Here is a 23,247-nt window from a genome sequence, read left to right on the forward strand (position 1 = left end):
GGTTTTCGGCAGGAGCCCGGGCGCAAAGGGTGCGAAAATGCCGCGCTGCCGTGCCCACTGCCCGTAGCTCAGTTGGATAGAGCACCTGCCTTCTAAGCAGGTTGTCGGGGGTTCGATCCCCTCCGGGCAGGCCAGACCCCTGTCACGTCATGCGCCTACAAGGTTCGCGTCGTCCGTCCCCGATGCTTGGCACCCGAATGCTTCACACCAAGCGCTTATGAACGTTGGAGACCTGGTCCGGTTGAGAATGGGGGGCCCCGTCATGATCGTCCTGAGCGGGGGGGAAGAGGCTGCCCTCTGCGTCTGGGAAGCTGGGTTCCGGGTGTACCGGGGGATGTTCCACCAGCGGCTGCTGGAGCGCCTGATCCACCTGCCGCCGGCAGGTGCGATGCATTGATGGGCCGGAACGGACCGGACACCGCGCGCCCGGCTCCGCCGCCGGCCGGCGCCCCCGGGCCTGGAACTCCGGCGTATGCTCCGCCCATCCATCGATTTCGCGGCGTGTCCGGCACTCCGTGGAGGTACGGCTTCAGCAGCAGATGACTTACAGGGTATTTATCGTCGAGGACCTCGAGCGCATGCGCTCCCTGCTCATCGACCTGTTCAGCTCCACCGGCCGGTTCCAGGTGATGGGCACGGCGTCCACGGAGGCCGAGGCGAATCTCTGGGTCGAGGACTTCCCCGACCGCTGGGACGTCGCCATCATCGACCTGGTCTTGGCGGAAGGCACCGGGATGAACGTGATCGCCCGCGCGAAGCGCGCGAATCCCAAGGGGCGTGTGGTCGTGCTCAGCGGCTTCGTGAGCCCGGCCGTCGACCAGCACTGCCGCGACATGGGCGCCGAGGAAGTCTTCGACAAGGCCTACACTGACGCCTTCGTCCGGTGGCTGGACGGCCTGGAGGACCTGTCGCCCGAGGGCGGGGCCCCACGGGCCTGACACGGCGACAACGCCGGCTGACTTAAGGCTGCGACGGTCGCCCCGCCGCCGCACAGGCCTCCAGCGCGTCCAGGAGGTCTTCCACCGCGTAGGGCTTGCGCAGGACCTTCCACACCCCGGCCGGCGGGCGCGAGGTGTAGCCGGTGGCCACCAGGGCCGGCAGGTCCGGGCAATGCGTGCGGCACCACTCCACGAGTTCGACACCGGTCATGGCCCCCGGCATCACGATGTCGGTGAACAGGACGTCGGCGGCGCAGTCCTGCCGCTCCAGCAGGGCCCGGGCCTCGTCCGCGGTACGGCACAGCGTGACCTGGTGCCCCTCGTGTTCCAGCGCGGCCGGCACGACGGAAGCGACCAGCACATCGTCCTCCACCATCAGGATTCGCAGGGGCCGCGCGGGCTGCCGTTCGCGCGGAGCCTCGGGCCGCTCGGCCGCCGCCGGCCCGCGCGCAAGCGGCAGCAGCATGGTGACGCAAGTCCCGGCGCCCGGTGTGCTCGCGATGCGCACGTCACCGCCCGACTGGCGTGCGAACGCCTGCACCTGCGGGAGGCCGAGCCCGCTGCCGGCACCCACGGGCTTGGTGGTGAAGTAGGGTTCGAACACGCGCGCCAGGGTCTCCGCGTCCATGCCGTGGCCGGTGTCCTGCACGTCGATCCGCACCAGCGCGACGCCGGCCTGCTCCCCGACGTCCTCCTGCGCCAAGCTGGCCCGGATGGTGACCGTCCCGCCCGTGGGCATCGCGTCGCGCGCATTGAACACCAGGTTCAGGAGGGCCAGCTCGAGCTGGGTGGGATCGGCCAGCGCCGCCGGCAGCGCGGGGTCGATGTCGGCGACCAGTTCGACGCGCTCGCCCAGCGACTTGCCGGTGAGCTCCCGGGTGCGCAGCAGCAGGTCCGCGATGTCCACCGGCTGCGCCCGGAGCTGCTGCGCGCGGCCGAAGGCCAGCATCTGCCGGACCTGGTCGGCGGCCTTGCCGCAGGCCGCCATCGCGGCCTCCAGCGGCCGCGTGTGGCGACCTTCCGGCACGGCGCGGTACACCACCTGCAGCCCGGTGCTGATGGTCTGCAGGAGGTTGTTGAAGTCGTGCGCGATGCCGCCGGTCAGGCGGCCGATCGCTTCGTGCTTGCGCGCTTCGAACAGGTTGGCCTCGGCCTGGCGCGCCTCCGCCACGGCCTGGGCCACCCGCGCCTCGAGGACGTGTTCGGCCTCCCGCGCGCGCACCCCGGCGCCGTGCAGCACGGACCCCACCTGGTCCACCTCCGCCAGGCCGGTGTGCAATGGCTCCGGCACGCGCTGCGCCAGCAGTTCGCCGGCGGCGTCCTTGAGAGCCTGTACCGGCCGGCTGATGCGGCGGGCGGCGAGGGCTGCGAGTCCCAGCCCGAGGGCCAGCAGGACGGCGGACACGGCGATGGCCCGCAAGGCCAGGCGCTGCGCCGTCTGCCGCAGCTGCGCCTCGGGCAAGGCCACCAGCGCGGTCCAGCCGTGCCGCCCCGGCGGCGCCAGGTAGGTGAGGCTGGCCACCCCGTCGAGCGTCATCGTCTGCACGAAGCCGCTCCCGCGCCGGGCGGCGAGGGCGCGCAGTCCCGGGTGGGACGCCTGCATGCCCAGCCACCGGCCGATGTCCCGGTTGCGGCCCATCACCCGCTGTTCGGCGTCGAGCACCGACACCGTGCTGCCTTCGCGGTAGGACTGCTGGGCGATCACCTCCTGCACGCGCGAGGGCGGGAACGGCACGCCCACGTTGAACTGCGGCGACGGGGTGCCCGCCTCGGGCACCAGGACGGCGATCGAAGGGTTGCCCGAGACCGGACCTTTCGCCACGAACGACACACCCATGTCGCGCTCGACGAACAGCGATCCGGCGCGGCGCGGAACGACGGTCGATTGCGCCAGCGCGGTATAGACGAACTGCTGCGTGCGGTCCACGAGCATGACCGAGTCGGTGGTGCCCTGGACCGCCAGGCGGGCGTCGCGCTCGAATGCACGCAGGTCGCGGGCCTTCAGGGCGGGCAGGGCGGCCAGGGCCCGCGCCAGCGTCAGCCGCCGGTCGAGTTCGGCCTGCACGGCGAAGCTGAGGGCGGACGCCTGCTGCCGCAGCTCGTCGCGCGTCGCCTCTTCCTCGCGCAGGTAGGCGGCGCGCGCCTGCAGCCCCAACCCGATGACCGCGGGAAGCCACAGGGCCAGCAGCAGCAGGACGAGGCGCGAGCGGATGCTGGCAGCGGGGCGGGACGCGAGCATGGTGGACGGCGCAGTCTAGCCGAGCCCGGCCAGGCGCCCGAAGCGCCCGACGCTACTGGAGGAAGGTTGCCGCGGGGCGAGGCGGGCACAGGGGCAGGCGCACGGTGAAGCAGCTGCCTTGTCCCAGGCCGTCGCTCGCGGCCGAGATCGTGCCGGCATGCTCCTGCACCAGCCGCTGCGCTAGCGCCAGCCCGACCCCCAGCCCCCCGGCCGTCTGGCTCGATCCCTGGACGAACAGCCCGAACACATGGGGCAGCAGTTCGGCCGCGATGCCCATGCCCCGGTCCGTCACCTCCACCACGGCCTGCGATTCGGCCGGCCAACCCGGATGGCGATCAGGCCCTGTTCGCTGCTGTAGCGCGCGGCGTTGTGCAGCACGTTGGAGAACACCTGCTTGAGGCGCGTCGAGTCCACGTCGACCCAGAGCGGCTCGGGGTGGAGGATGAGGTCCACCCGGTGTTCCTTCGCCTTGATCGCCGCACCGGTCATCTCCAGCGCCTGGCTCACGAGCTCGTTGACGTCCGTCGGTTGCTTGTGCAGTTCGACCTTGCCCTGGCTCACGCGCGATACGTCCATCAGGTCGTTGACCAGCTGGTTCAGCTGCTGCGCCTGGCGCGCGATGACGGCCAGGTGCGAGACCAGTTCGGGGTTCTGCAGCGCCGGCTTGTGGCGCAGGATGTACAGCTGCATCTGCAAGGTGCTGAGCGGATTGCGCAGCTCGTGGGCCAGCGTGGCGACGAACTGGTTCTTGCGCAGGTCGGCCTGTTCGAGCTCCACCTGCCGCTCGCGCAGCGCCTGCAGCGCCTGCAGCGCCTGCACCATCTCGCGGTTCTGCTGCTCGACTTCCTCCAGCGGCGAGCGCGGCTGGCGCTGCACCAGGCGCGCCACCAGCGCTGCGATCTCGGGCCCGCGCAACGGTGCCGCGCCCCGGCTGCGGGCCATGGCGATGCTGACCAGCGTGCCGCCGCCGGGGGCCGGCACGATGCCGAACCGGTCCGCCAGCCGCTTGCTGCTGGCGAGGCCCTTGCCGGGACTGCCGCGTGCCGTGCGTCCGGCCAGCGCGCCCTGCACGTCCGCGATGCCCGGGCCGCCGTCGGCGATCTCCGCCACCACGTACTGCGGTTCTCCGTGCGCGCCATCCTCTTCCAGCAGGAAGGCGACGCTGCCCTCGCGCGCATGCTGCACGACGTTGCGCGCGATCTCCGAAACCGCCGTGATGAACCGCGTGCCGTCCATCTTGTCCAGGCCGAACAGCGTGCCGACGGTGCGGCACAGGTCGCGGATCTCCACCAGGTTCTGGGCCGTCACCGGGATCTTGGAGATGGCATGTCTCATCGGAGGTCCTTGGCCACCACCACGGTGGCGTCGTCGGTGTCGCGGCCGAAATCGCGGAACAGGACCGAGGCGACGAGCAGCGGATGGCACTGCAGCAGCCCGGGGTACCGGGCCAGGTTCCAGCGTCCGGACAGCCCGTCGGTGCTCAGCGCGACGGCATCGCCGGCGGACCAGGTGCGCTCCACCAGGCGCACCTTGCGTATCCGGTGGCCGACGATCCCCTCGGTCGAGAGCAGGTGGCTCGTCCCCTGCGAGGAATGGTGCATCCCGGTGATGTTGCCCACGCCGGCGAACAGGAAGCGCCCGGCGGCCTGGTCGATGGCCGCGACCCCGAGCACCGCACCGCGGGTCGCCTGCAGGGCGGCGTGGCACCGCTGGACGATCTCCACCGGGGTGTCTTCTTCGGAGGATGCGAGGAACGCGGACACGGCCGCCTGGGAGGCGATGGCCGCCAGCGGGCCGTGCCCCAGCCCGTCGGCGATGCACAGCCGGTCCCAGCGCCCGCAGCGGTCGTGCATCCAGGCGTCCCCGCACTCGACTTCGCCGCGCATCGACGCGCGCCGGGCGCCGATCGCGAGCCGGGCCGCGGAAGCGCCGGGCGCCGTCCGGTGGCGCGCCACGCGCGAGAGGAATGCGGAACCGGGCGTGGCGGGCGGCGTGTAGGTGTCGAAGAGATCCGACGCCCGCATGATCACGCCGAGGCCGATGCCCAGGCTGCCGCCGGTGGAGTGCCCGTCCCGCGCCGCCGCCCGGAAATCGGCGAAGCCCGGCCCCTGGTCGACGGCGATCAGCTGGATGCCGGTGGAGCCTTCGTCGAAGAAAGGCCCCAGCGTCACCGTCCCCTTCTTGCCGTACTTCACCAGGTTGGTGGAAACCTCGGTGGCCACCAGGGCCGCGCGTCCCATGTCCGCTTCGGACAGGCCCTGCGCGCGCCCGATCTCCACGGCCAGCCGGCGCACCTGCGCCACCTGGCTCTGCTCGGTGACTTCGAAGGTGGTGTCCATGGGCGTGCTGCCGTAGGCCTCGCGGCCCTCGGCGGTCACCTGGCTTCGAGGCCGGCGGCTTCGTGCAGCAGCACCATGCCCTTGTCGACGTTCACCGCCGTGCGCACGCCCGCGAGGGACATGCCGAGTTCGACCATCGTGATGGCGACGGCGGGCTTCATGCCGACGAGCACGGTCGCCGCGTTCATCACGCGGGCGATGGCGGCGATCTGCGCCAGGGAGCGCCCGATGAAGGAGTCCACGATGTCGAGCCCGGAGATGTCGATCAGCACGCCGCTGGCGCGGGTGCGTTCCAGCATCTGCGTCAGGTCGTCCTGCAGCCGCAGCACCAGCTGGTCGTGCATCTCCACCTGGATGGTCACCAGCAGGAAGCCGTTGAGCTTCAGGATGGCGATGCGGTCCACGTTCAGGCGCCTGTCGCCGCGGAGATCCGCAGGCCCCGCTTGGCCAGGGCGATGCGCAGCGCATCGGCCAGGGTCGAGCGGGTCGCGACGTCCCCGAGGTCGACCCCGAGGTGCACGATGGTCTGGGCGATCTGCGGACGGATGCCGCTGATGATGCACTCCGCCCCCATCAGGCGGGCGGCGGCCACGGTCTTGAGCAGGTGCTGCGCCACCAACGTGTCGACCGTCGGGACGCCGGTGATGTCGATGATGGCCACGGTCGCCTCGCTGCTGACGATGGCCTCCAGCAGGGACTCCATCACCGTCTGGGTGCGTTCGCTGTCCAGGGTGCCGATCAGCGGGATCGCCAGCACGCCGTCCCACAGCTTGATGACGGGCGTGGAGAGGTCCAGGAGTTCCTGCTGCTGCCTGGCGATGACCTGCTCGCGGCCGCGCTGGTGCGCCTCGACGGTGAGCAGGCCCAGCTTGTCCAGCACGGCGGAGGCGAGCAGCGTTTCGTGGTTCAGCCGCTTCGCATCGGCCGCGTAGGCATGGCGCAGTGCCGCGAAGAGCGGCGCCTTCAGCGAGAAGACGAAGGTGGCCGTTTCCGAAGGCGAGAAGCCGGCGTGCGCGCGGTTCTTCGACAGGTCGCTCAGGGAGGCGCGCAGGTCGTCCCAGTGCGTGCCCAGCATGCCCTCGTCGTAGCTCGTCTGGCAGGCCAGCGACAGCGACGCGAGGAAAGCCCGCGACTGCTCGCCCACCTCGGTGGCGCTCAGGATCTCGCGGCGGCTGTTGTCCGCCATCTGGAGGTCGACCCACTCGCGCAGGATGGCGGGTTCGTTGTCCTTGAGGATCGAACCCATCGCATTGGGGTGGCCCATGATTGCTCCGTCGGTCCAGGGAGCCATCGGAGACGGACGATCAGTGAACTGGTGCGAGTATGCGCCCCGCCCGGCCGCGGGCGGACTTATCTTTTGTGAAGACCGCGGCGGCCTCAGGCCGGCACGGCTTCCGCCCCGACGGTGGCCTCGCCACCCAGCGCCTCCAGCAGGTCCGGGATCAGGGCCGACAGCTCGCCGGTGAGGATCGCTGCATTGGCGTCGAAGTTGTCGTCGGCCTTGCCTGCGCCGTCCTCGGCCTCCTTCAGGACCACGTCCAGCATCTTGATCTTGCGGACCTGGCCGGCTTCGGTCAGCACGAAGGAAACGCGGTCGTTCCACGTCATCGCCAACTGCGTCGGGACTTTGCCGGCGGCGATGTGCTGGCCGACCTCGTCGATGTCCAGCGTGTGGCGGGCATAGCGCACCACCGATTTCTGCTCGTCGGCCGACTTGAGTTCGCAATCGCGGTCCACGGTGAAGCGCCAGGGCGCCTCGCGGGTGGACAGCCAGTGCGCCATGGAGGCCGAGGGCGAGCTTTGCGTGTGCACCAGCTGCAGGTCCAGCGCGGTACCGGCACCCGGCACCTCCAGCAGCGCCGCCAGCAGCGAGGAAACGATGCGGTCGGCCCCGGACAGGCTGCCGGCGTCCACCACCAGGAAGCGGTCGGCCGGGTTCAGCCAGAGCAGGGTGGTCGCGCGCTTGCTGAAGGCGCGCGGCAGCAGGTCCAGCAGGACCTCCTCCTTGAATTCCTTCTTCAGCTTCGCCGGGACGCGTTCGTTGCCGGTCTCCGCCTTGTAGCGTTCGATCTTCTCGTCGACGGCCGCCTTGATGGCGGAAGAGGGCACCGCGCGCTTCTCCGTGCAGAGCTTGAGCACCAGGTGGCCACCCACGAGCTCGGCCAGCACCTTGCCCTTGCTGCGCGGGGGGACCCAGCCCGTCGATTCGGGCTGCGTCGGGCCGCAGGGGACGAAGCGGCCCTTCTGCAGCACGCGTTCGAGGGCGTCGAGGTCGGGGAGGACGAAGTCTTCGGCGATGCGGAAAAAACAGGCGCTCTTGAACATGGAACCCGGGCAAAGCGCTGGATTCTAGTGCGCGCCGTCCCTGCGGGCCCCCGGAGCCGCGGCGGCGGCCGGGGCCATCGGCAGCTCCAGGCAGAAGCTGGCGCCACGGCCGACGCCCTCGCTGCTCGCGACCAGCGTGCCGCCCATCTGGCGGGCCGCGAGGGCGCTGCTGTGCAAGCCGAATCCGTGGCCGCCGACGCGCGTGGTGAAGCCGTGCCCGAAGATCCGCGTGAGGTTCTCGCCGGCGATGCCGACGCCGGTGTCCGTCACCCGGATGCCCACGGCCGCATCCTGGCAGGCGATCCGCACCTGCAGGTGGCGGCTGCTCTTCACCTGCGCCAGCGCCTGCGCGCTGTTGCGCACGAGATTCACGAGGATCTGCATGACGCGCGTCTTGTCCAGCTGCAGGAGCGGCACGGCGTCGAATTCGCGCTGGACCTCCACCCCGAGCCGTTCCAGCTCGATCGAATTGATCCGCAGCGCGTCCTCGACGAGCGTGCGGACGTCGGTGCTTTCGATCACGCTGCTGCTGACGCCGGCATGGGACTGCTGCGTGGCGACCACCGCCTTGATGTGGTCCACGCTGCGCATCAGGTGCTCCAGTTCCGCGCGCATCTCGTCGTGTTCCGCCGTGACCGCTTCGGCCAGGCTCGCGAGGTAGGCGGGCAGCAGGCGGCCCTTCTCGTCGGCCGTGAGGAAGGAGCCGAGGTCCTCGCGGTGTTGCTGCATCATCTGCACCGCCTTCGGCAGGCCCTTGATGCGCGACGACCGCAGCTTGGCGGCCACCAGGCTGCTGGACACGTTCACGCTGTTGAGCACGTTGCCCACGTTGTGCAGCACGTTGGTGGCGATCTCGGCCATGCCGGCGCGGCGCGCGGTCGCGACGAGTTCCGCCTGTGCCGCGCGCAGCTGGCGCGTCCGCTCTTCCACGCGCTCCTCCAGCTGCCGGTACAGCAGGGCGTTCTCCAGGCTGACGGCGAGCTGTCCCCCGATCAGCGTGACGGAGTCCAGCCGCTCCGCCGAGAAGGCACCGGGTGCGCAATTGTTCTCCAGCAGCAGCATCGCCCGGTGGACGCCCTGGTTGAGGATCGGCACGACCAGCAGCGAGCAGGACTCCAGCGCGGTGAAGTACGGGTCTTCCGAGAAACGCGCATCGCGGCATGCATCGTTGACCAGCAGCGCCTGGCGCGTCCGCTCCGCATAGCGGACGGCCGCCAGTGGCACGAGTCCCGCCGCGCCGCTCTCCTCGATCGGGATCCAGCGTGCTTCTCCCTGGCCGCCGGGTTCGGGAAGCATCCAGCCCCCGGCCTCTTCCTGCCAGAGCGCGAGCGTCACGCGGGTCGCGCCCGTGATCGCCCCCAGCAGCTCGGACACCCGCCGGCGCAACTGCTCCAGGTCGGTTTCGGAACTGAGCGACTGCGAGGCGCGGATGATCGCCATCAGGTCCATCGCATCGGCATCCGCGTCGGCCCCCACGGCCGCGGCCTGTCTGTGCACGGCCTGGTCCGCGGGCAGCGAGGTGCGCGCGCGCAGCGACGGGTGGGTTCGCTCCATCTCGCGCACCTTGCCTTGCGCGCCCCACGCGTCGTACCGGTCGCAGGCCCGCGCCAGCAGCGAACGTCCCGTCGCCTCCAGGCCATGGGCGAGGTGGAAGAGCGCCGCGCGTTCGGTGACCAGGGCGAAGTGCCAGGGCCGGTGCTGCATCCCGGCCTCCTCCAGCGCGCGATCGAACGCCGCGCCGGCGTTCCACAGCGTATCGGTCGACCAGGCCAGTTCCGCTTCGAGCCATCGCAGCAGGTGCAGGAAGTTGGCGGGCGCATTCTCGGCCCGCTGCCGCAGCCAGGGGACATGCGTCTCCTGGAGCTCGGCGAGCGCCTGGCTGCGTTCGGCGGCATCCCCTGACCGCGCCTTCTCCGCCAGCGCCACTCCATGCAGCGTTCGAAGCACCGCCGTGAGGTAGTACCCGGGCGTGCGCACCAGCAGCGGCAACGCGGCGGCGGAATGCCGCGCCCATGCGGCGGTGTCGGCGAAGAGGGCAGCGCCGATCGTCTTCACCATGTGGTACGTGGCAGCGCTGGTCGAGTCCGCGCCGCCGAGTCCGCGCACGTAGGCCCCTTCATCGAAGTCCTGGTCGTCGAAGCCGCCCGGCGCGCTGGTCCGTCCCTGCAGCGCCCGCAGCAGTTGCCGGCGCGGCAGGTAACGCTGGATGTAGTCGGCATTGCCGATGCTCGTCGCGAAGGCGTGTCCGGCATCCACGTCGGCGGCTGCTTCGTGGAGCGTGGGCGCGCAATCGAGCAGGAGGTCGGCCGCCAGGAAGGTGTAAGAGGCCAGGCGGGAATCTCCCGCCCGCATCAGCTCTTCACGGGCGGTCCGGAAGGCGACGGCCACCTCTTCGATCGGATCGACCCAGTGCGCCACCGTGATGCACGAGGTGAAGCGCGCGACGGCCGTGCCCGTGGCCAGGCCGCGCGCCTCGCCGACCGCGATGAGGTGCCGCATGCCCGCGTGGGCGCCCCGGTGGTCCTGCGGGATGCCGGAGAGCAGGCTGACCGCGGCGGCGGCGCCATGCATCAGCCCGTCGCAAGGCCCGTGCGTGGACCACATGCGATGCGCTTCCAGCGCGATCCACGAGAAGGTCGCCGCATCGCAGAAGTAGGCGGCCGTCAGCGCGCCGGAGATCAAGGAGGCGGTGGCGAGCAGGCCGGGCTCGCTCACCAGCGGGCGATGGAAGTCCGCCAGCCGGGCTTCCGAGCGGTACCACTCGGCCACCCGTTCGAAACCGGCGCGGATCGCCGCGCGATGGTCGGCGGGCCGCTGCACGCCCAGCGCCGCCAGCAGGTCCAGGCCCAGGGCGAGGGCCTCCCGGTACTCCGCGCGGTTCGAGAGGCTGTACATCTGCACGCGCGCGACCGGCGCGAGCTGGACGGGGTCGCGCACGCTGTCGGCCAGCAGGGCGTAGAGGGTGTCCGCCTCCTCCAGTTGCCCCATCGCATACAGCACCCGGTGGCGGGCGGCGGCGAGTTCCAGGTACCGCGCGGAGGCGGCGTCGCGCGTCCCGGCCAGCAACGCCATGGCGCACGCGAGATAGCGGTCGCTGACGCTCAGGTGGAACGTGCCGGTTTCGCGCGCGGCCTCCTGGAACAGGCGGGCGACCTGCAGCCGCTCCTCTTCCCGTTCGATCAAGGCGGTGGCGGGCAGGTATTGTTCGGCGGCCAGCGGGGCGAGGTCCGGCTGCCCGACCAGCCGGCGGGCCAGGTCCAGGTGCTGCCGCGTGCGATGCTCGGGCGCCATGGCGTCCAGCACCGTCTGCTGCACCCGCGGGTGCCGGAACCGCACGACGCCGAGGTCGCCGTCCTGGAGCACCAGCAGTCCGTCTTCGACCGCCGGCACCAGCCGTTCGCGCAGGAGTGCGCCGGCCACGCCGGCGGCAGCTGCCAGCACGGGGACCCTCACGGCGCCGCCCAGGCAGGCCAGGCACTCGAGCAGGGACCGGCTCTCCGCGGTGAGCCGGGCGACGCGCCGCGCCAGGAGCAACGGGACGCTGCATTCGCCCACATAGGCCCGGACTTGCGCTGCATCCCACTGCCAGCTTCCCTCGTGCCGGCGCAGCATCCCCTCCTGGCGCAGGGCGTTCACGAGCTCCACGGCGTCGTGCGGGTTGCCCCCCGTGCGGTCGTGCAGTGCCCCGGCCAGGGCGCCCACGCGCATCGGCGTTTCGCGCAGCATGAGCGCGACCATCTGCGCGAGCGCGGCCGCGGGAAGCGGGGTCACTTCCAGCTGCGCCGGCATGGTGCGCATGCCGCGCCAGCGCTCGAAGAGCGCCAGCAGCGGATGACCCGCACCCACGTCTTCCGTCCGATAGGTGCCGACGACGAGAAGTCCCGCCAACGGCGTGGGCGAGGACACGACGGCATCGAGGAAGGCGAGGGTGATGGATGGCGCCCACTGCAGGTCCTCGAGCACCATCACCACGCGGCGGCCGCAGGACGTCACGCTGCGCAGCAGGTCGAGCGTGGACTGGTTCACGCGCGCCTCCGCCTCGCGGGGGTCGGCGATCGCCGGCGGGTCATGCTTGCCCAGCAGCAGCTCGAACTCGGGGAAGCGGGTGACACCCAACCCCAAATTGCTTCCGACGGCCTTGCGCATGCGTTCCCGGTAGACGGCCAGCTGCTCCTCGGGCTCGGCAAGGAGAAGTCGCGCCAGGCTCCTCAGCGGGGCCGCCGCGGAGATCGCATCGCGGCGGTGCGGGCGGAACGTGGCGGAGACGAACCACTCCTGGCGGCCTGCCGCCAGCGCCTTCACTTCGTTCACCAGGCGGGTCTTGCCCACCCCGCCGGGCCCGGCCAGCAGGACGCAAGGTTCCATTTCGTGCAGAGGGGCTTGCAGCAGCGCACCCAGGGCGGCCAGCTCCGCCTCGCGGCCCACCGTCCGCTCCGGTGGAACCAGGCGGGCGCCGAAGTCGTGGTCGCCGATCGTGAAGCTGCACGCCTCGTTGCGCGACATGGCCTGCCTCACGCGTTCCAGGTCGTGCGCCAGGCCTTCCGCTCCCTGGTAGCGTCGCGCCGGGTCCTTCTCCAGCAGCCGCAGGATGATGTCGGAAAGGGGTGGCGCCAGCGCCGGATCCACGTCGAGCGGAGCCACGGGCCGTTCCACCAGGTGGGCGTGCATCAGCTCGAGCGCATCCGTGCGATCGAAGGGCTTGCGACCGAGCACCATTTCGTACAGCACGACGCCCAGCGAGTACAGGTCCGCGCGGTGGTCCATGGCGCGGCCGGTGCGGCCGGTCTGCTCCGGGGCGATGTAGGCGAGGCTGCCCCCCGCGCGGTCCGCTCCCTCGGCAGCCGCGCCCTCCTGGCTGGCGGCGAGGGCGGAACCGAAGTCGATCAGCGTGCAGTGGCCGTCCGCGCCGCGCAGGATGTTCGACGGGTTGATGTCGCGGTGGATGAAGCCGCTGCCGTGGACTTTCGCCAGCGTGCGCGCCAGTTCGCACGCGAGCGCGATCGAGGGCAGCCGCTCCATGCGCCCGGCCGCCAGCAACGCCGCGAGCGTCTCTCCGCCGTCGCGCAGGACGAGCGCCCCGGCCACTTCCACCGTGTCGTCGATCCGGGCGACGCCTTCGATGTGCGCGAGTTGCGTGAGCACGTCGCGCTCCTGGCGCAGGCGCTCGCCGGCACCCCGGCCGAGCGGCTGCTTGCACACGATGCCCGGGCATTCGGGCAGGCGGAACACGCGGGTGGATTCGCTTTCGTACACCGGGGCCGGCGACACCGGATCCGCCGGGCCGGAAAGGGCGGGCGTCACGCGAACTCGGCGGGGCCTGGCGCGCGGCTTGCGACCGGCCCGGGCACCCACTTCAGCAGCGTCTGCCACATCGCGGCCGGTTCGAAGGGCTTCGGGATGAAGTCGTTCATCCCGGCGGCGAGGCAGCGTTGCCGGTCGGCCGGGAGCACGCTGGCGGTGAGCGCGATCACCACGAGGCTTGCGTGCGCGGCATTGCGGCGGATGATGCGGGTGGCCTCCATGCCGTCGAGGACGGGCATGTGCATGTCCATCAGCACGACGTCGTAGGCAGCGGCGTCCAGCCGCTCCAGGGCGGACTGGCCGTCGCCGGCGACGTCCACGTGCATCCCGACCTTGCGCAGGAAGGAGGTCGCCACGATCTGGTTGACCTCGTTGTCCTCCACCAGCAGGACGCGTGCGCCGGCCAGCCGGGCGCGCGCTTCCTCCTGCTGCCGCCGGCCGTGGTCCGCCGGCGGGCTGCGCCGTCCGACACCGGGTGACGCTTCCTCCGGCGGGGTGGTCCCGGGCAGTCCCAGGTTCGCGGTGAACCAGAAGCTGCTGCCCCGGCCGGGCTCGCTGTCCACGCCGACCTCGCCTCCCATCAGGCCGGCGAGCTGCCGGGAGATCGCCAGGCCCAGCCCCGAGCCGCCGAAGCGCCGCGTGGTGGAGGCGTCGGCCTGCTGGAAGCGCTGGAACAGCTGGCGTTGCTGCTCGGGGGAGATGCCCATGCCGGTGTCCGTGACCGCCAGGCGCAGCACGACCTCGCGGCTGGACCAGGTCTGGACCGCGGCCGAGATGGTCACGCGCCCTTGTTGCGTGAACTTGATCGCGTTGGAGGTGAAGTTCATGAGCACCTGCGCCAGGCGCAGGGGATCGCCGACCAGCTGCTGCGGCACGTCCCGCCCGATGTCGAAGACGAGCTCCAGCCCTTTCGCTCCGCAACGCTGCGCCAGCGTGCCGGCAACCCGGGCGATGACGGATTCGAGGGTGAAGTTCGTCGCCTCCAGCTCGAGGCTGCCGGCCTCGATCTTCGAGAAGTCGAGGATGTCGTTCAGCAGGCCCATGAGATGCTCGCCGGACGAGTGCATCCGCCCGACGTGGTCGCGCTGCTGCTCCGTCAGTTCGGTTTCGAGCAGGAGGTGGGACAGGCCGAGGATCGCGTTCATCGGCGTGCGGATCTCGTGGCTCATGTTCGACAGGAACTCGTCCTTCGCCTGGTTCGCGCGCTCGGCGGCGTCGCGCGCCAGCACCAGCTCCCGCGTGCGTTCCTCCACGGTGGCTTCCAGCCGGTTCAGGTACTCGGTGGCCTGGCGGGCCAGGGACCACTTGGCCGTGAGGCTGCGGGCGAGTTGCGACACCTCGATCATGTCGAACGGCTTCTTCACGATCAGCAGCCGGTCGCGCACGTCCAGCCGCTGAAGCACTTCCTCCCACGGGTGGTCCGAGTAGGCGGTGCAGATCACCACCTGCAGCTGCGGGTCCGCCTGCCAGAGGCGTTCGACGGTTTCCACGCCGTCCCATCCCGGCGGCATGCGCATGTCGACGAACGCCATGGCGTAGGGCCGGCCCGCCTGCAGCGCCGCTTCCACCCGCGTCAATCCCTCGCGGCCCTGGTACGCGGAATCGATCTCGTAGGCGTCGGGCTGCGGTGCCAGGTCGCCGAACAGCTCGTCCTCGAGCTGGTTCAGTTCCCCGCGCGGCGCGGGCGAGGCGAGCGTCTTGCGGAAGTCCTGGTGCATCGCGGGCATGTCGTCGATGACGAGGACCCTTCGATTCGATGTGGCTTGCATCATGGTGTGCTCCGTTCGTCCACGGCCTTCACGAGGCCAGCGGCCGGCGCGGCAGGGAAAAGCTGAAGGTGCTCCCCTGGCCGGGGACCGAATCGGCCCAGACGTGCCCGCCGTGCCGCACGAGCACGCGGCTCACCGTGGCGAGGCCGACGCCGGTGCCGGGATACTCCTGCGCGTCGTGCAGCCGCTGGAAGTTGTGGAACAGCTTGTCGGCGTGCGCCATGTCGAACCCGCAGCCGTTGTCCCGCACGAAGAACGTGTCCTGCAGCGGCGTGCGGCTTGCGAGTCCGACTTCGATGTCCGCGGCTTCGCGGGCCGAGGTGAACTTCCAGGCGTTCTCCAGCAGGTTGCGGAGGGCGCACTGCATCAGGCGCGAGTCCGCCCATGCTTCCAGGCCCGGCGCGATGGTCACGGTGGCGGCGCGGCCAGGGGCGTCGTGCCGGAGTTCTTCCATGACCTGGCGCGCGATCCGGCTCAGGTCCACGGTCTGCAGCCGCAGCGGCGCGCGGGCGATCTCCGTCAGCGCCAGCAGGCCGCTGAGGACTTCCTGGCCGAGGTTCGCGTTCGCGATGATGCGATCGAGATAGTGTCCCGGCTTCCCGTCGTGGCCCTCCAGGTGCTCGGCCAGCAGCTTGCCGAACGAACCGATGATCGCCATCGGCGCCCGCAGGTCGTGCGCCACGGAGTAGGCGAAGGATTCGAGTTCGCGGCTGGTGTAGCGCAGTTCCGTTTCGGAGGCGCGCAGCCGCTGCACGGTGTCCACCAGCTGCCTCATCTGTTCCGCCGCCTGCTGCGCCGCGCACCACTTCGCGGTCAGCGTGTGGGCGAGCTGCGAAACCTCGATGAGGTCGAAGGGCTTCTTCACGATCAGCAGGCGGTCCTGCACGTCCAGGCGGGCCAGGACCTCACTCCAGGCGTGGTCCGAGACCGCGGTGCAGATCACAACCTGCAGCCGCGGGTCCGCGCGCCACAGCCTCTCGATCGTCTCGACGCCGTCCCATCCCGGCGGCATCCGCATGTCCACGAAGGCCATCGCATAGGGCCGGCCGGATGCCAGTGCGGCCTCGACCAGGGCGAGGGCCTCCTCGCCCTGGCACGCGGAATCGAGCTGGAAGCCCCCGGGCCGCTGCGGGGCCAGGCCGAAGATGGCGGCTTCCCGCGCATCGATCTCGGCGTCGACCGGACCCTGGTCGGCCAGGATCTTGCGGAAGTCTTCGTGGATGGATGGCGCGTCGTCGACGAGCAGGATCCGGCCGTTGCGCAACACCGGAGGCGGCGGACTGTCCTCGACAGCCGGGACGAACATGGAGGGATGTCGCCCTGGGTACTGCATCGGATCGTCCTGTGTAACAAAACGAATCATGCTGTATCAAACCATATACACCTTCGAACGTGTTAGGGCGCTTGCTGCAGGGCCTTGCGAATATTCCCTAAGCGACCGACCGTGCCCTGGGGAGCCCGCGGGCCCCGTTCCGCATCGCTAGACTCGCGGCGTGCAGAAAACGGATGGAGCGGGGACGGCGGAGGCGGCGGACGGCCTCCCGTTGCGGCAGCGACGCTGGGCTGTCCTTTCGATCGTCCTCGGCATCTCGCTGTCGGTGCTCGACAGCACCATCGTCAACCTGGCCTTGCCGGACATCTCGCGCCACTACGGAGCCTCGCCCGCGGCCGCCGTGTGGGTCGTGAACGCCTACCAGCTCGCCACGCTCGCCGTGCTGCTGCCGCTTGCGCAGCTGGGCGAACGCATCGGCTACCGCCGGGTGTACCTCGGCGGCCTCGCGCTCTTCACCCTCGCTTCGCTCGGGTGCGTGCTGGCGCCCTCGCTACCGACGCTTGCCGTCGCCCGGGCGGTGCAGGGACTGGGCGCCGGCGGGATGATGGCGGTGAATGCGGCACTCGTGCGGCTGACGTACCCGGCCAGCGTGCTGCCGCGCGGCATCGCGCTGAATTCCGTCGTGGTCGCCGCGTCTTCCGTCGGTGGCCCCACGATCGCGGCGCTGGTGCTGTCGGTCGCTTCCTGGCCGTGGCTGTTCATCATCCAGCTGCCGCTGGGCGTCCTGGTCCTCCTCCTGGGCCGCAAGGCGCTGCCGACCAATCCCCCGCGGCCGTCCGCGGCACGCGCGCGGCCGGCGGACGTGCTGATGAACATGGCGATGTTCTCGCTGGTGTTCCTCGGTGCGGACGCACTGGGTGCGCGCCACGGCGGCGCGGCCGATCCCCGCGCGCTGGCCCTCGGCGCGGCGCTGCTGGGTGGAGGCCTGGCCGTCGGCTGGTTCTACCTGCGCCGCCAGCGCACGCTGCCGGCGCCGCTGTTCCCTATGGACCTCCTGCGCATCCGCGTGTTCGCGTTGTCGATGTGCACATCGGTGACCGCGTTCGCGGCGCAGACGCTGGCCTTCATCGCCTTGCCCTTCATGCTGCTGGAAGGCCAGGGCCGCAGCCACCTGGAAGCCGGCTTGCTGATCACCGCCTGGCCGGCCGCGATCGTGGCGCTGGCGCCCTTCGTGGGCCGGCTGATCACGCGCGTGCCCGGCGGCCTCCTGGGCGGCATCGGCCTGTCGGTGCTGGCGGCGGGGCTCGCGCTGCTCGCGGCCTTGCCGGCGCAGCCCGCCAATTGGCAGCTCGGTGGCGCACTTTTCCTTTGCGGCATGGGCTTCGCGGTGTTCCAGTCACCCAACAACCACATCATCCTGACCAGCCCGCCGCTGCAACGTGCGGGGGCGGCCAGCGGCATGCTGGGCACCGCCCGCCTCACCGGCCAGTCGCTCGGTGCGGTGCTCCTGGCGCTGGTGTTCAGCGTGTTCGGCGTGCGTGAAGGCGGTGCGGAGTTTGCGCTCGTGCTCGCCTCCGGGCTCGCGGCCGCCTCCGCGGCCTTCAGCCTGCTGCGGCTGCGCGATGCGCGCTAGCGGCGCTGGTACTGGGTGGCGCCGAACAGCACCTCGCGCGACTTGTCGTCGGTGATCGGCTTGCGCAGGTCCGCCAGCACCTTCACGCCGCGTTGCACGGCCGGCCGCTCCGCGATGGTCTCGAACCAGCGCTTCAGGTGCGGATACTCGTCCAGCACGATGCCCTGGTTCTGCCAGCTGCGCAGCCACGGGAAAGTCGCGATGTCGGCGATGGAGTATTCGGCGCCGCCCAGCCAGGGGCTTTGCGCGAGCCGGCGGTCGATCACGCCGTAGAGGCGGCGCGCCTCGTTGGTGTAGCGGTCGACGGCGTAGGGGATCTTCTCGGGCGCATACATGCGGAAGTGGTGCGCCTGCCCGAGCATCGGACCGACACCGCCCATCTGGAACATCAGCCACTGCAGCACTTCGAACCTGGCGCGATCGCCCTGCGGCAGGAACCTGCCGGTCTTGGCGGCGAGGTAGACCAGGATCGCACCCGATTCGAACAGCGAGATCGGCTGGCCGTCCGGGCCCTGCGGGTCGACGATGGCCGGGATCTTGTTGTTCGGACTGATCTCCAGGAATTCGGGCTTGAACTGCTCGCCGGTCCCGATGTTCACCGGGATCGCCTCGTAGGGAAGGCCGCACTCCTCCAGCATGATGTGGACCTTGTGGCCGTTCGGGGTGGGCCAGGAAAATACCTCGATCTTCTGCACGCCGAAACCTCCTGTTTCAATTACCATCGCCACTTTAGGCCAAAGCCGCACCGCATGTTCGACCGCCTCCGGAAAGCCTTCCAGCGCGACGCCAAGGCGGGCCACGAGCCCGCGCCGTCGCAGCATGGCCCGGTGTCCGAATGGGCGCAGTCGCGCGGCATGAGTTTTTCCAGCGGGCCGCTCGGGCACACCGTGTCCATGCAGGGCAAGGTCGGCGGCCGTTCCTGGCGCATGGAACTGGGCCGGCCCACGCGCGACTACATCGCGGGCGAGGAATTGCGGGCGCGCGCCGAACTCGGCGTGCAAGACGACGTGGGGGCCATGATCATCAACCGGCCGCTCAAGGATGCCCTCGAGCGCCGGGCCTACAGCATGATCACCGACACCCTGCAGACCACGGCGGACCCGCGGTTGCCGGAGGAAATGCGCTGGCTCGCCATGTACGACGAGATCGGCTGGGAAGGCCCGCCTGAGAAGTTCTGGGCGCGCTATGCCGTGCTGTCGGACCAGCGGGAACACGCGCTGGCCTGGGTGGACGACCCGCTCATCGACCTCCTGCTCGCCTGGCCGGATCCCGCGCCCACGCCGCAGGTCCCCTTCATGATCGTGCTCCTGCGCAGCAAGTGCTACTTGCGCATGCAGTACCTGCCGGCGGAGACCAGCACGCTGGAGCACGCGACCGCCGTCTATACCCGCGCCTGCGAGAACGCGCTGGAAGTCTTCCGGCGCTGAAACTCGCGGTCATTCCCGCCTCCGCGGGGATGACGCGGTCAGGACCCGCGCGTCACCGGCGCGTTCGCATCCCGACCATACGCGCCGTACTTGCCCAGCTCCCACTTCGCGATGGCGTTGCGGTGCACTTCGTCCGGACCGTCCGCGAAGCGCAGGGTGCGGGCACCGGCGTAGGCGTGGGCCAGCGGGAAGTCGTCGCTGACGCCGCCGCCGCCGTGCACCTGCATGGCCCAGTCGATCACCTGGCAGGCCATGTTCGGCGCGACCACCTTGATCATCGCGATCTCGGTGCGCGCGACCTTGTTGCCGGCCATGTCCATCATCCACGCGGCCTTGAGCGTCAGCAGGCGGGCCATGTCGATCTTGCAGCGGGCTTCGGCGATGCGCTCCTGCGTCACCGTCTGCTGCGCGACGGTCTTGCCGAAGGCGGTGCGCGACAGCGCGCGCCGGCACATCAGTTCCAGCGCGCGTTCGGCCAGTCCGATCAGGCGCATGCAGTGGTGGATGCGGCCGGGGCCGAGGCGGCCCTGCGCGATCTCGAAGCCGCGGCCTTCCCCCAGCAGGATGTTGGAGGCGGGCACCTTCACGTTCTCGAAGTACATCTCGACGTGGCCGTGCGGCGCGTCGTCGTAGCCGAAGACGTTGAGCGGGCGGACGATGCGGATGCCGGGCGTGTCGGCCGGCACGACGATCATGCTCTGCTGCGAGTGGCGCGGCGCTTCGGGGTCGGTCTTGCCCATGGTGATGAAGACCTTGCAGCGCGGGTCCGCCGCGCCGGAGATCCACCACTTGTGGCCGTTGATGACGTAACTGTCGCCCTGGCGCTCGATGCGGGTGGAGATGTTGGTCGCGTCGGAGGAGGCGACTTCCGGCTCCGTCATCGCGAAGGCGGAGCGGATCTCGCCATTGAGCAGCGGCTTGAGCCAGCGCTCCTTGATCTCGGCCGAGCCGTAGCGGGCGATCGTTTCCATGTTGCCGGTGTCCGGCGCGGAACAGTTGAACACCTCGCTGGACCACTGCACGCGGCCCATGATCTCGGCGAGCGGCGCGTATTCCTGGTTGGTCAGGCCCGCGCCCTTGTAGCCGGAGGCTTCCGCGGTGTCCACCGGCAGGAACAGGTTCCAGAGGTTCGCCGCGCGGGCCTTGGCCTTGAGTTCCTCGATGATGGGCAGCGGCGACCAGCGCTTGCCGGCCTGGGTGTTGGCGTGCAGCTGCTGCTCGTACGTCTTCTCGTTGGGATAGACGTGGTCGTCCATGAACTTCTGCAGCCGCTGCTGCAATTCCTGGGTCTTGGGCGAGTAGTCGAAGTCCATGTGCGTTGCTCCTTGGGGAAATGGGTTCAGGCGCGTTCGGCGAAGGTCCAGGCGAGTTCGGCCATCGGGCGCGCCCCGGCCGCGGAGGCCGCGGCCTGCGCGCTCGACGCGGTGCCGGCCTCCACCCGCTTGGCGATGCCCTGCAGGATGGCGGCGATGCGGAACAGGTTGTAGGCCATGTAGAAATTCCAGTCGGCCTTGAGTTCGTCGACGGTGGCCAGGCCGGCGCGCTCGCAATACCGGCGCATGTAGGCGTCCTCGCTCGGGATGCCCAGCGCCGCGTGGTCGAGTCCGCCGATGCCGCGGCCCGGATGCGGGATGTGCCAGGCCATGCAGTGGTAGCTGAAGTCCGCGAGCGGATGGCCAAGCGTGGAGAGCTCCCAGTCCAGCACGGCGATGATGCGTGGCTCGCTGGCGTGGAACATCACGTTGTCCAGGCGATAGTCGCCATGCACGATGGAGACCTTGCTTTCGTCGCACGCCGCCGCCGGGATGTGCGCCGGCAGCCACTCGACGAGCTTTTCCATCTGCGGAATGGGCTGGCTCATGGGGCCGGCGCCGTCGGCCGAGGCCCGGTATTGCTTGCTCCAGCGGCCGATCTGCCGCTCGAAGTAGTTGCCCGGCTTGCCGTAGCCGGCGAGTCCGCGGTCGGCGAACTTCACGGTGTGCAGCGCCGCGATCACGCGGTTCATCTCGTCGTAGATCTCGCCGCGCTGCGCGGGCGTCATGCCCGGCAATGCCTGGTCCCACAGCACGCGGCCCTGCATGAACTCCATGACGTAGAACGCGCGCCCGATCACGGATTCGTCCTCGCACAGGCCGTACATCCGCGGCACGGGCACGTCCGTGCCGTGCAGGCCGGCCATCACGGCGAACTCGCGTTCGACCGCATGGGCGGAGGGCAGCAGCTTCGCCACCGGGCCGGGCTTGGAGCGCATCACGTAGCTGCGTTGCGGCGTGACGAGCTTGTAGGTGGGGTTGGACTGCCCGCCCTTGAACATCTCCACCGTCAGCGGGCCGCGGAAGTCCTCGAGGTTGCGCTCCAGCCAGGCCGTCAGCGCTTCGGTGTCGAAGGCGTGCTTTTCGGAGACCGGCCGGGTGCCGATGAAATGGTCGTAGGTGTCGCTCATGGCGGCTCAGTGTTCCGTCTCGACGATGCGCATGAGCGCGTCGCGGTCGCGCACCACCAGGCCGCCCGGCTCGATGCGGATCACGTCCTCGCGTTCCATCGCCTTGAGTTCCTGGTTGACGCGCTGGCGCGAGGCGCCGAGCAGCTGCGCGAGTTCTTCCTGCGCGAGCTGCAGGCCGATGCGCACCTCACGGCCGTCCGACAGCGAGGGCACGCCGTAGCTGCGCACCAGGTGCGCCAGCTGCTTGGCCAGCCGGGCGCGCAAGGGCAGGGTGTTCAGGTCCTCCACCAGGCCGAACAGCTGGCGGATGCGGCGCGCGTGCAGGCGCAGCAGCGCTTCGTAGAGCTCGACGTGCGTCGCGAGGATTTTCTGCACGTCGGCGCGCGACACCATCAGCATCGTCGTGTCCCCGTGGGCATAGGCATCGTGCGTGCGGCGTTCGCCGTCGAACATGGCGACGTCACCGAACCAGATTCCCGGCTCGACGTACGTCAGCGTGACCTGCTTGCCGGTGATCGACGTCGAGCTGACCCGCACCGCACCTTTGGCCACGGCGCTCCACGACTCCGCCGCATCGCCGCGGGCGCAGATCAGGTCGCCGTCCTTGAACCGTTTGACGAAGGCGCATCGCAGGATGTCGTGGCGCAGGGAGGGGGAAAGGGAGGAGAACCAGCGGCCGTTGTTGATGGCCGCGCGTTCCTCGATGGTAAGAATGGGGTCGTCCATGGTCTGTCCTGTGAGCGACTGCGCCGTCGCCGATTGTCGCGTGGGGGACGGCTCAGTCGTAGCGCGGCGGTTGCCTGGAGAGGAAGGCTTCGATGCCGATGCCGCCGTTGGCGTGGTGCAGGTTGCGCACGAAGTGGTCGCGCTCGCTGGCGAGATGCCGCGTCAGCGGCGCTCCCGCTGCGTCGGCCAGGAGCTCCTTGACCGAAGCCATGACGTTGGGCGCGCGGTCGTTCAGCCGCGCCGCCAGCGCCATCGCTTCCGCCAGCGCGCCACCGGCGAGGGTCACGCGGTTCACGACGCCGAGCTGGTGCAGGCGCTCGGCGGAGATGCGCTCGCCGCACATCAGCAGCTCGCTCGCGAGTTGCCGCGGCAGCGCATGTGCCAGGCTCCAGCTGCCGCCGCCGTCCGGCGACAGGGCCACGGTGCTGTACGCCATGACGAAGACCGCGTTGTCGGCGGCGACGATGAGGTCGCAGGCCAGCGCCAGCGAGAAGCCCGCGCCGGCTGCCGCGCCTTCGACGGCGGCGATCACCGGTTTCGGGAAGGTGCGGATCGCCTCGATCCAGCCGTGCAGCCCCTCGATGGACTGGGCCTGCACCTCCGGCGGCTTCTGCCGGTTGTCGCGCAGGCGCTGCAGGTTGCCGCCCGCGCAGAAGGTGGTGCCCGCGCCCGTGATCACCACGCTGCGCACCTCGGGGTTGCTGTCGGCCGCGTTCAGGGCTTCCACGCCCGCGGCATAGATCTCCGGCCCCAGGGCGTTGCGGTGTTCGGGGTTGCTGAGGGTCAGCACCATGGTGCGCCCCTCGCTGGTGCTGCGCAGTTCTGCGGGCATGT

Annotated in this window: 19 protein-coding genes and 1 tRNA gene; 5 read left to right on the top strand and 15 right to left on the bottom strand. The window is 70.3% G+C overall.

From position 1 onward, the window contains the following. The first annotated feature begins 57 nt into the window (after positions 1-57). The 3 genes from IM787_RS11020 to IM787_RS11025 all read left to right on the top strand — a co-directional run bounded on the left by IM787_RS11020 (position 58) and on the right by IM787_RS11025 (position 938). A tRNA-Arg gene (locus IM787_RS11020) sits at positions 58-134 on the top strand. A 128-nt stretch (positions 135-262) separates the two neighbouring features. Then, positions 263-397 (top strand): hypothetical protein, encoded by a 135-nt coding sequence (locus IM787_RS21665; protein WP_255528542.1) that lies wholly within the window; start codon positions 263-265, stop codon positions 395-397. A gap of 142 nt (positions 398-539) precedes the next feature. After that, positions 540-938: a response regulator gene (locus IM787_RS11025; RefSeq protein ID WP_227494269.1), complete on the top strand. Its 399-nt coding sequence runs from the start codon at positions 540-542 to the stop codon at positions 936-938. A 22-nt stretch (positions 939-960) separates the two neighbouring features. Here IM787_RS11025 and IM787_RS11030 read toward each other — a convergent pair whose 3' ends face one another. The 10 genes from IM787_RS11030 to IM787_RS11075 form a co-directional block, all read right to left on the bottom strand. After that, positions 961-3,177, bottom strand: a complete 2,217-nt coding sequence (locus tag IM787_RS11030) for an ATP-binding protein (protein WP_193676714.1) — start codon at positions 3,175-3,177, stop codon at positions 961-963. A gap of 52 nt (positions 3,178-3,229) precedes the next feature. Further along, positions 3,230-3,478, bottom strand: a complete 249-nt coding sequence (locus IM787_RS11035; protein WP_193676715.1) for a sensor histidine kinase — start codon at positions 3,476-3,478, stop codon at positions 3,230-3,232. Then, positions 3,466-4,512: a sensor histidine kinase gene (locus tag IM787_RS11040; protein ID WP_193676716.1), complete on the bottom strand. Its 1,047-nt coding sequence runs from the start codon at positions 4,510-4,512 to the stop codon at positions 3,466-3,468. The genes IM787_RS11035 and IM787_RS11040 overlap by 13 nt, the downstream gene beginning before the upstream one ends. Continuing rightward, positions 4,509-5,555, bottom strand: coding sequence for an ATP-binding protein (locus tag IM787_RS11045; protein WP_193676717.1), 1,047 nt, complete (start codon positions 5,553-5,555; stop codon positions 4,509-4,511). Before IM787_RS11045 ends, IM787_RS11040 begins: the two co-directional genes overlap by 4 nt. After that, positions 5,552-5,920 carry an STAS domain-containing protein gene (locus IM787_RS11050; RefSeq protein WP_193676718.1) on the bottom strand — a complete coding sequence of 123 codons (369 nt, stop codon included), beginning with the start codon at positions 5,918-5,920 and terminating at the stop codon, positions 5,552-5,554. Before IM787_RS11050 ends, IM787_RS11045 begins: the two co-directional genes overlap by 4 nt. 2 nt (positions 5,921-5,922) lie before the next feature. Next, positions 5,923-6,780, bottom strand: a complete 858-nt coding sequence (locus IM787_RS11055; RefSeq protein ID WP_193676719.1) for an STAS domain-containing protein — start codon at positions 6,778-6,780, stop codon at positions 5,923-5,925. A gap of 113 nt (positions 6,781-6,893) precedes the next feature. Beyond that, positions 6,894-7,841 carry a recombination-associated protein RdgC gene (locus tag IM787_RS11060; RefSeq protein WP_193676720.1) on the bottom strand — a complete coding sequence of 316 codons (948 nt, stop codon included), beginning with the start codon at positions 7,839-7,841 and terminating at the stop codon, positions 6,894-6,896. Positions 7,842-7,865: 24 nt separating this feature from the next. Further along, the gene (locus IM787_RS11065; protein ID WP_193676721.1) at positions 7,866-13,142 is read right to left on the bottom strand and encodes a trifunctional serine/threonine-protein kinase/ATP-binding protein/sensor histidine kinase; all 5,277 of its coding nucleotides are present in this window, start codon (positions 13,140-13,142) and stop codon (positions 7,866-7,868) included. Further along, entirely contained in the window at positions 13,139-14,914 is a 1,776-nt protein-coding gene (locus IM787_RS11070) for a response regulator (protein WP_193676722.1), read from the bottom strand. Before IM787_RS11070 ends, IM787_RS11065 begins: the two co-directional genes overlap by 4 nt. 25 nt (positions 14,915-14,939) lie before the next feature. After that, positions 14,940-16,217, bottom strand: a complete 1,278-nt coding sequence (locus IM787_RS11075; RefSeq protein WP_193676723.1) for a sensor histidine kinase — start codon at positions 16,215-16,217, stop codon at positions 14,940-14,942. A gap of 187 nt (positions 16,218-16,404) precedes the next feature. On the opposite strand from IM787_RS11075, the gene IM787_RS11080 reads away from it, so the two are divergent. Then, positions 16,405-17,817: an MFS transporter gene (locus IM787_RS11080; protein ID WP_193676724.1), complete on the top strand. Its 1,413-nt coding sequence runs from the start codon at positions 16,405-16,407 to the stop codon at positions 17,815-17,817. Here IM787_RS11080 and IM787_RS11085 read toward each other — a convergent pair. After that, entirely contained in the window at positions 17,814-18,512 is a 699-nt protein-coding gene (locus tag IM787_RS11085) for a glutathione binding-like protein (RefSeq protein ID WP_354004397.1), read from the bottom strand. The two genes, IM787_RS11080 and IM787_RS11085, sit on opposite strands and share 4 nt — an antisense overlap. Before the next feature lie 54 nt (positions 18,513-18,566). Between IM787_RS11085 and IM787_RS11090 the strand changes: the two genes are divergently transcribed. Further along, positions 18,567-19,244: a hypothetical protein gene (locus IM787_RS11090; protein ID WP_227494270.1), complete on the top strand. Its 678-nt coding sequence runs from the start codon at positions 18,567-18,569 to the stop codon at positions 19,242-19,244. Positions 19,245-19,282: 38 nt separating this feature from the next. Here IM787_RS11090 and IM787_RS11095 read toward each other — a convergent pair whose 3' ends face one another. The 4 genes from IM787_RS11095 to IM787_RS11110 are packed head-to-tail and all read right to left on the bottom strand — an operon-like array spanning position 19,283 to position 23,245. Continuing rightward, positions 19,283-20,557 carry an acyl-CoA dehydrogenase family protein gene (locus IM787_RS11095; protein ID WP_193676726.1) on the bottom strand — a complete coding sequence of 425 codons (1,275 nt, stop codon included), beginning with the start codon at positions 20,555-20,557 and terminating at the stop codon, positions 19,283-19,285. A gap of 26 nt (positions 20,558-20,583) precedes the next feature. After that, on the bottom strand, positions 20,584-21,687 hold the full coding sequence (locus IM787_RS11100; protein ID WP_193676727.1) for a phosphotransferase: 1,104 nt from the start codon (positions 21,685-21,687) through the stop codon (positions 20,584-20,586). Between the two features lie 6 nt (positions 21,688-21,693). Continuing rightward, the gene (locus IM787_RS11105; RefSeq protein WP_193676728.1) at positions 21,694-22,413 is read right to left on the bottom strand and encodes a Crp/Fnr family transcriptional regulator; all 720 of its coding nucleotides are present in this window, start codon (positions 22,411-22,413) and stop codon (positions 21,694-21,696) included. A gap of 52 nt (positions 22,414-22,465) precedes the next feature. Beyond that, on the bottom strand, positions 22,466-23,245 hold the full coding sequence (locus IM787_RS11110; RefSeq protein ID WP_193676729.1) for an oxepin-CoA hydrolase, alternative type: 780 nt from the start codon (positions 23,243-23,245) through the stop codon (positions 22,466-22,468). Positions 23,246-23,247: the final 2 nt, after the last annotated feature.

The sequence above is a fragment of the Ramlibacter pallidus genome, from assembly GCF_015070875.1.
GTDB classification, from domain to species: Bacteria; Pseudomonadota; Gammaproteobacteria; order Burkholderiales; family Burkholderiaceae_C; genus Ramlibacter; species Ramlibacter pallidus.

Bases quoted from the DNA above. Each gene is read 5' to 3' on its own strand.
- IM787_RS21665 (WP_255528542.1), top strand. From the start codon at position 263: ATGATCGTCCTGAGCGGGGGGGAAGAGGCTGCCCTCTGCGTCTGGGAA.
- IM787_RS11025 (WP_227494269.1), top strand. From the start codon at position 540: ATGACTTACAGGGTATTTATCGTCGAGGACCTCGAGCGCATGCGCTCC.
- IM787_RS11030 (WP_193676714.1), bottom strand. From the start codon at position 3,177: ATGCTCGCGTCCCGCCCCGCTGCCAGCATCCGCTCGCGCCTCGTCCTG.
- IM787_RS11040 (WP_193676716.1), bottom strand. From the start codon at position 4,512: ATGAGACATGCCATCTCCAAGATCCCGGTGACGGCCCAGAACCTGGTG.
- IM787_RS11055 (WP_193676719.1), bottom strand. From the start codon at position 6,780: ATGGGCCACCCCAATGCGATGGGTTCGATCCTCAAGGACAACGAACCC.
- IM787_RS11060 (WP_193676720.1), bottom strand. From the start codon at position 7,841: ATGTTCAAGAGCGCCTGTTTTTTCCGCATCGCCGAAGACTTCGTCCTC.
- IM787_RS11070 (WP_193676722.1), bottom strand. From the start codon at position 14,914: ATGATGCAAGCCACATCGAATCGAAGGGTCCTCGTCATCGACGACATG.
- IM787_RS11075 (WP_193676723.1), bottom strand. From the start codon at position 16,217: ATGTTCGTCCCGGCTGTCGAGGACAGTCCGCCGCCTCCGGTGTTGCGC.
- IM787_RS11090 (WP_227494270.1), top strand. From the start codon at position 18,567: ATGTTCGACCGCCTCCGGAAAGCCTTCCAGCGCGACGCCAAGGCGGGC.
- IM787_RS11095 (WP_193676726.1), bottom strand. From the start codon at position 20,557: ATGGACTTCGACTACTCGCCCAAGACCCAGGAATTGCAGCAGCGGCTG.
- IM787_RS11100 (WP_193676727.1), bottom strand. From the start codon at position 21,687: ATGAGCGACACCTACGACCATTTCATCGGCACCCGGCCGGTCTCCGAA.
- IM787_RS11105 (WP_193676728.1), bottom strand. From the start codon at position 22,413: ATGGACGACCCCATTCTTACCATCGAGGAACGCGCGGCCATCAACAAC.
- IM787_RS11110 (WP_193676729.1), bottom strand. From the start codon at position 23,245: ATGCCCGCAGAACTGCGCAGCACCAGCGAGGGGCGCACCATGGTGCTG.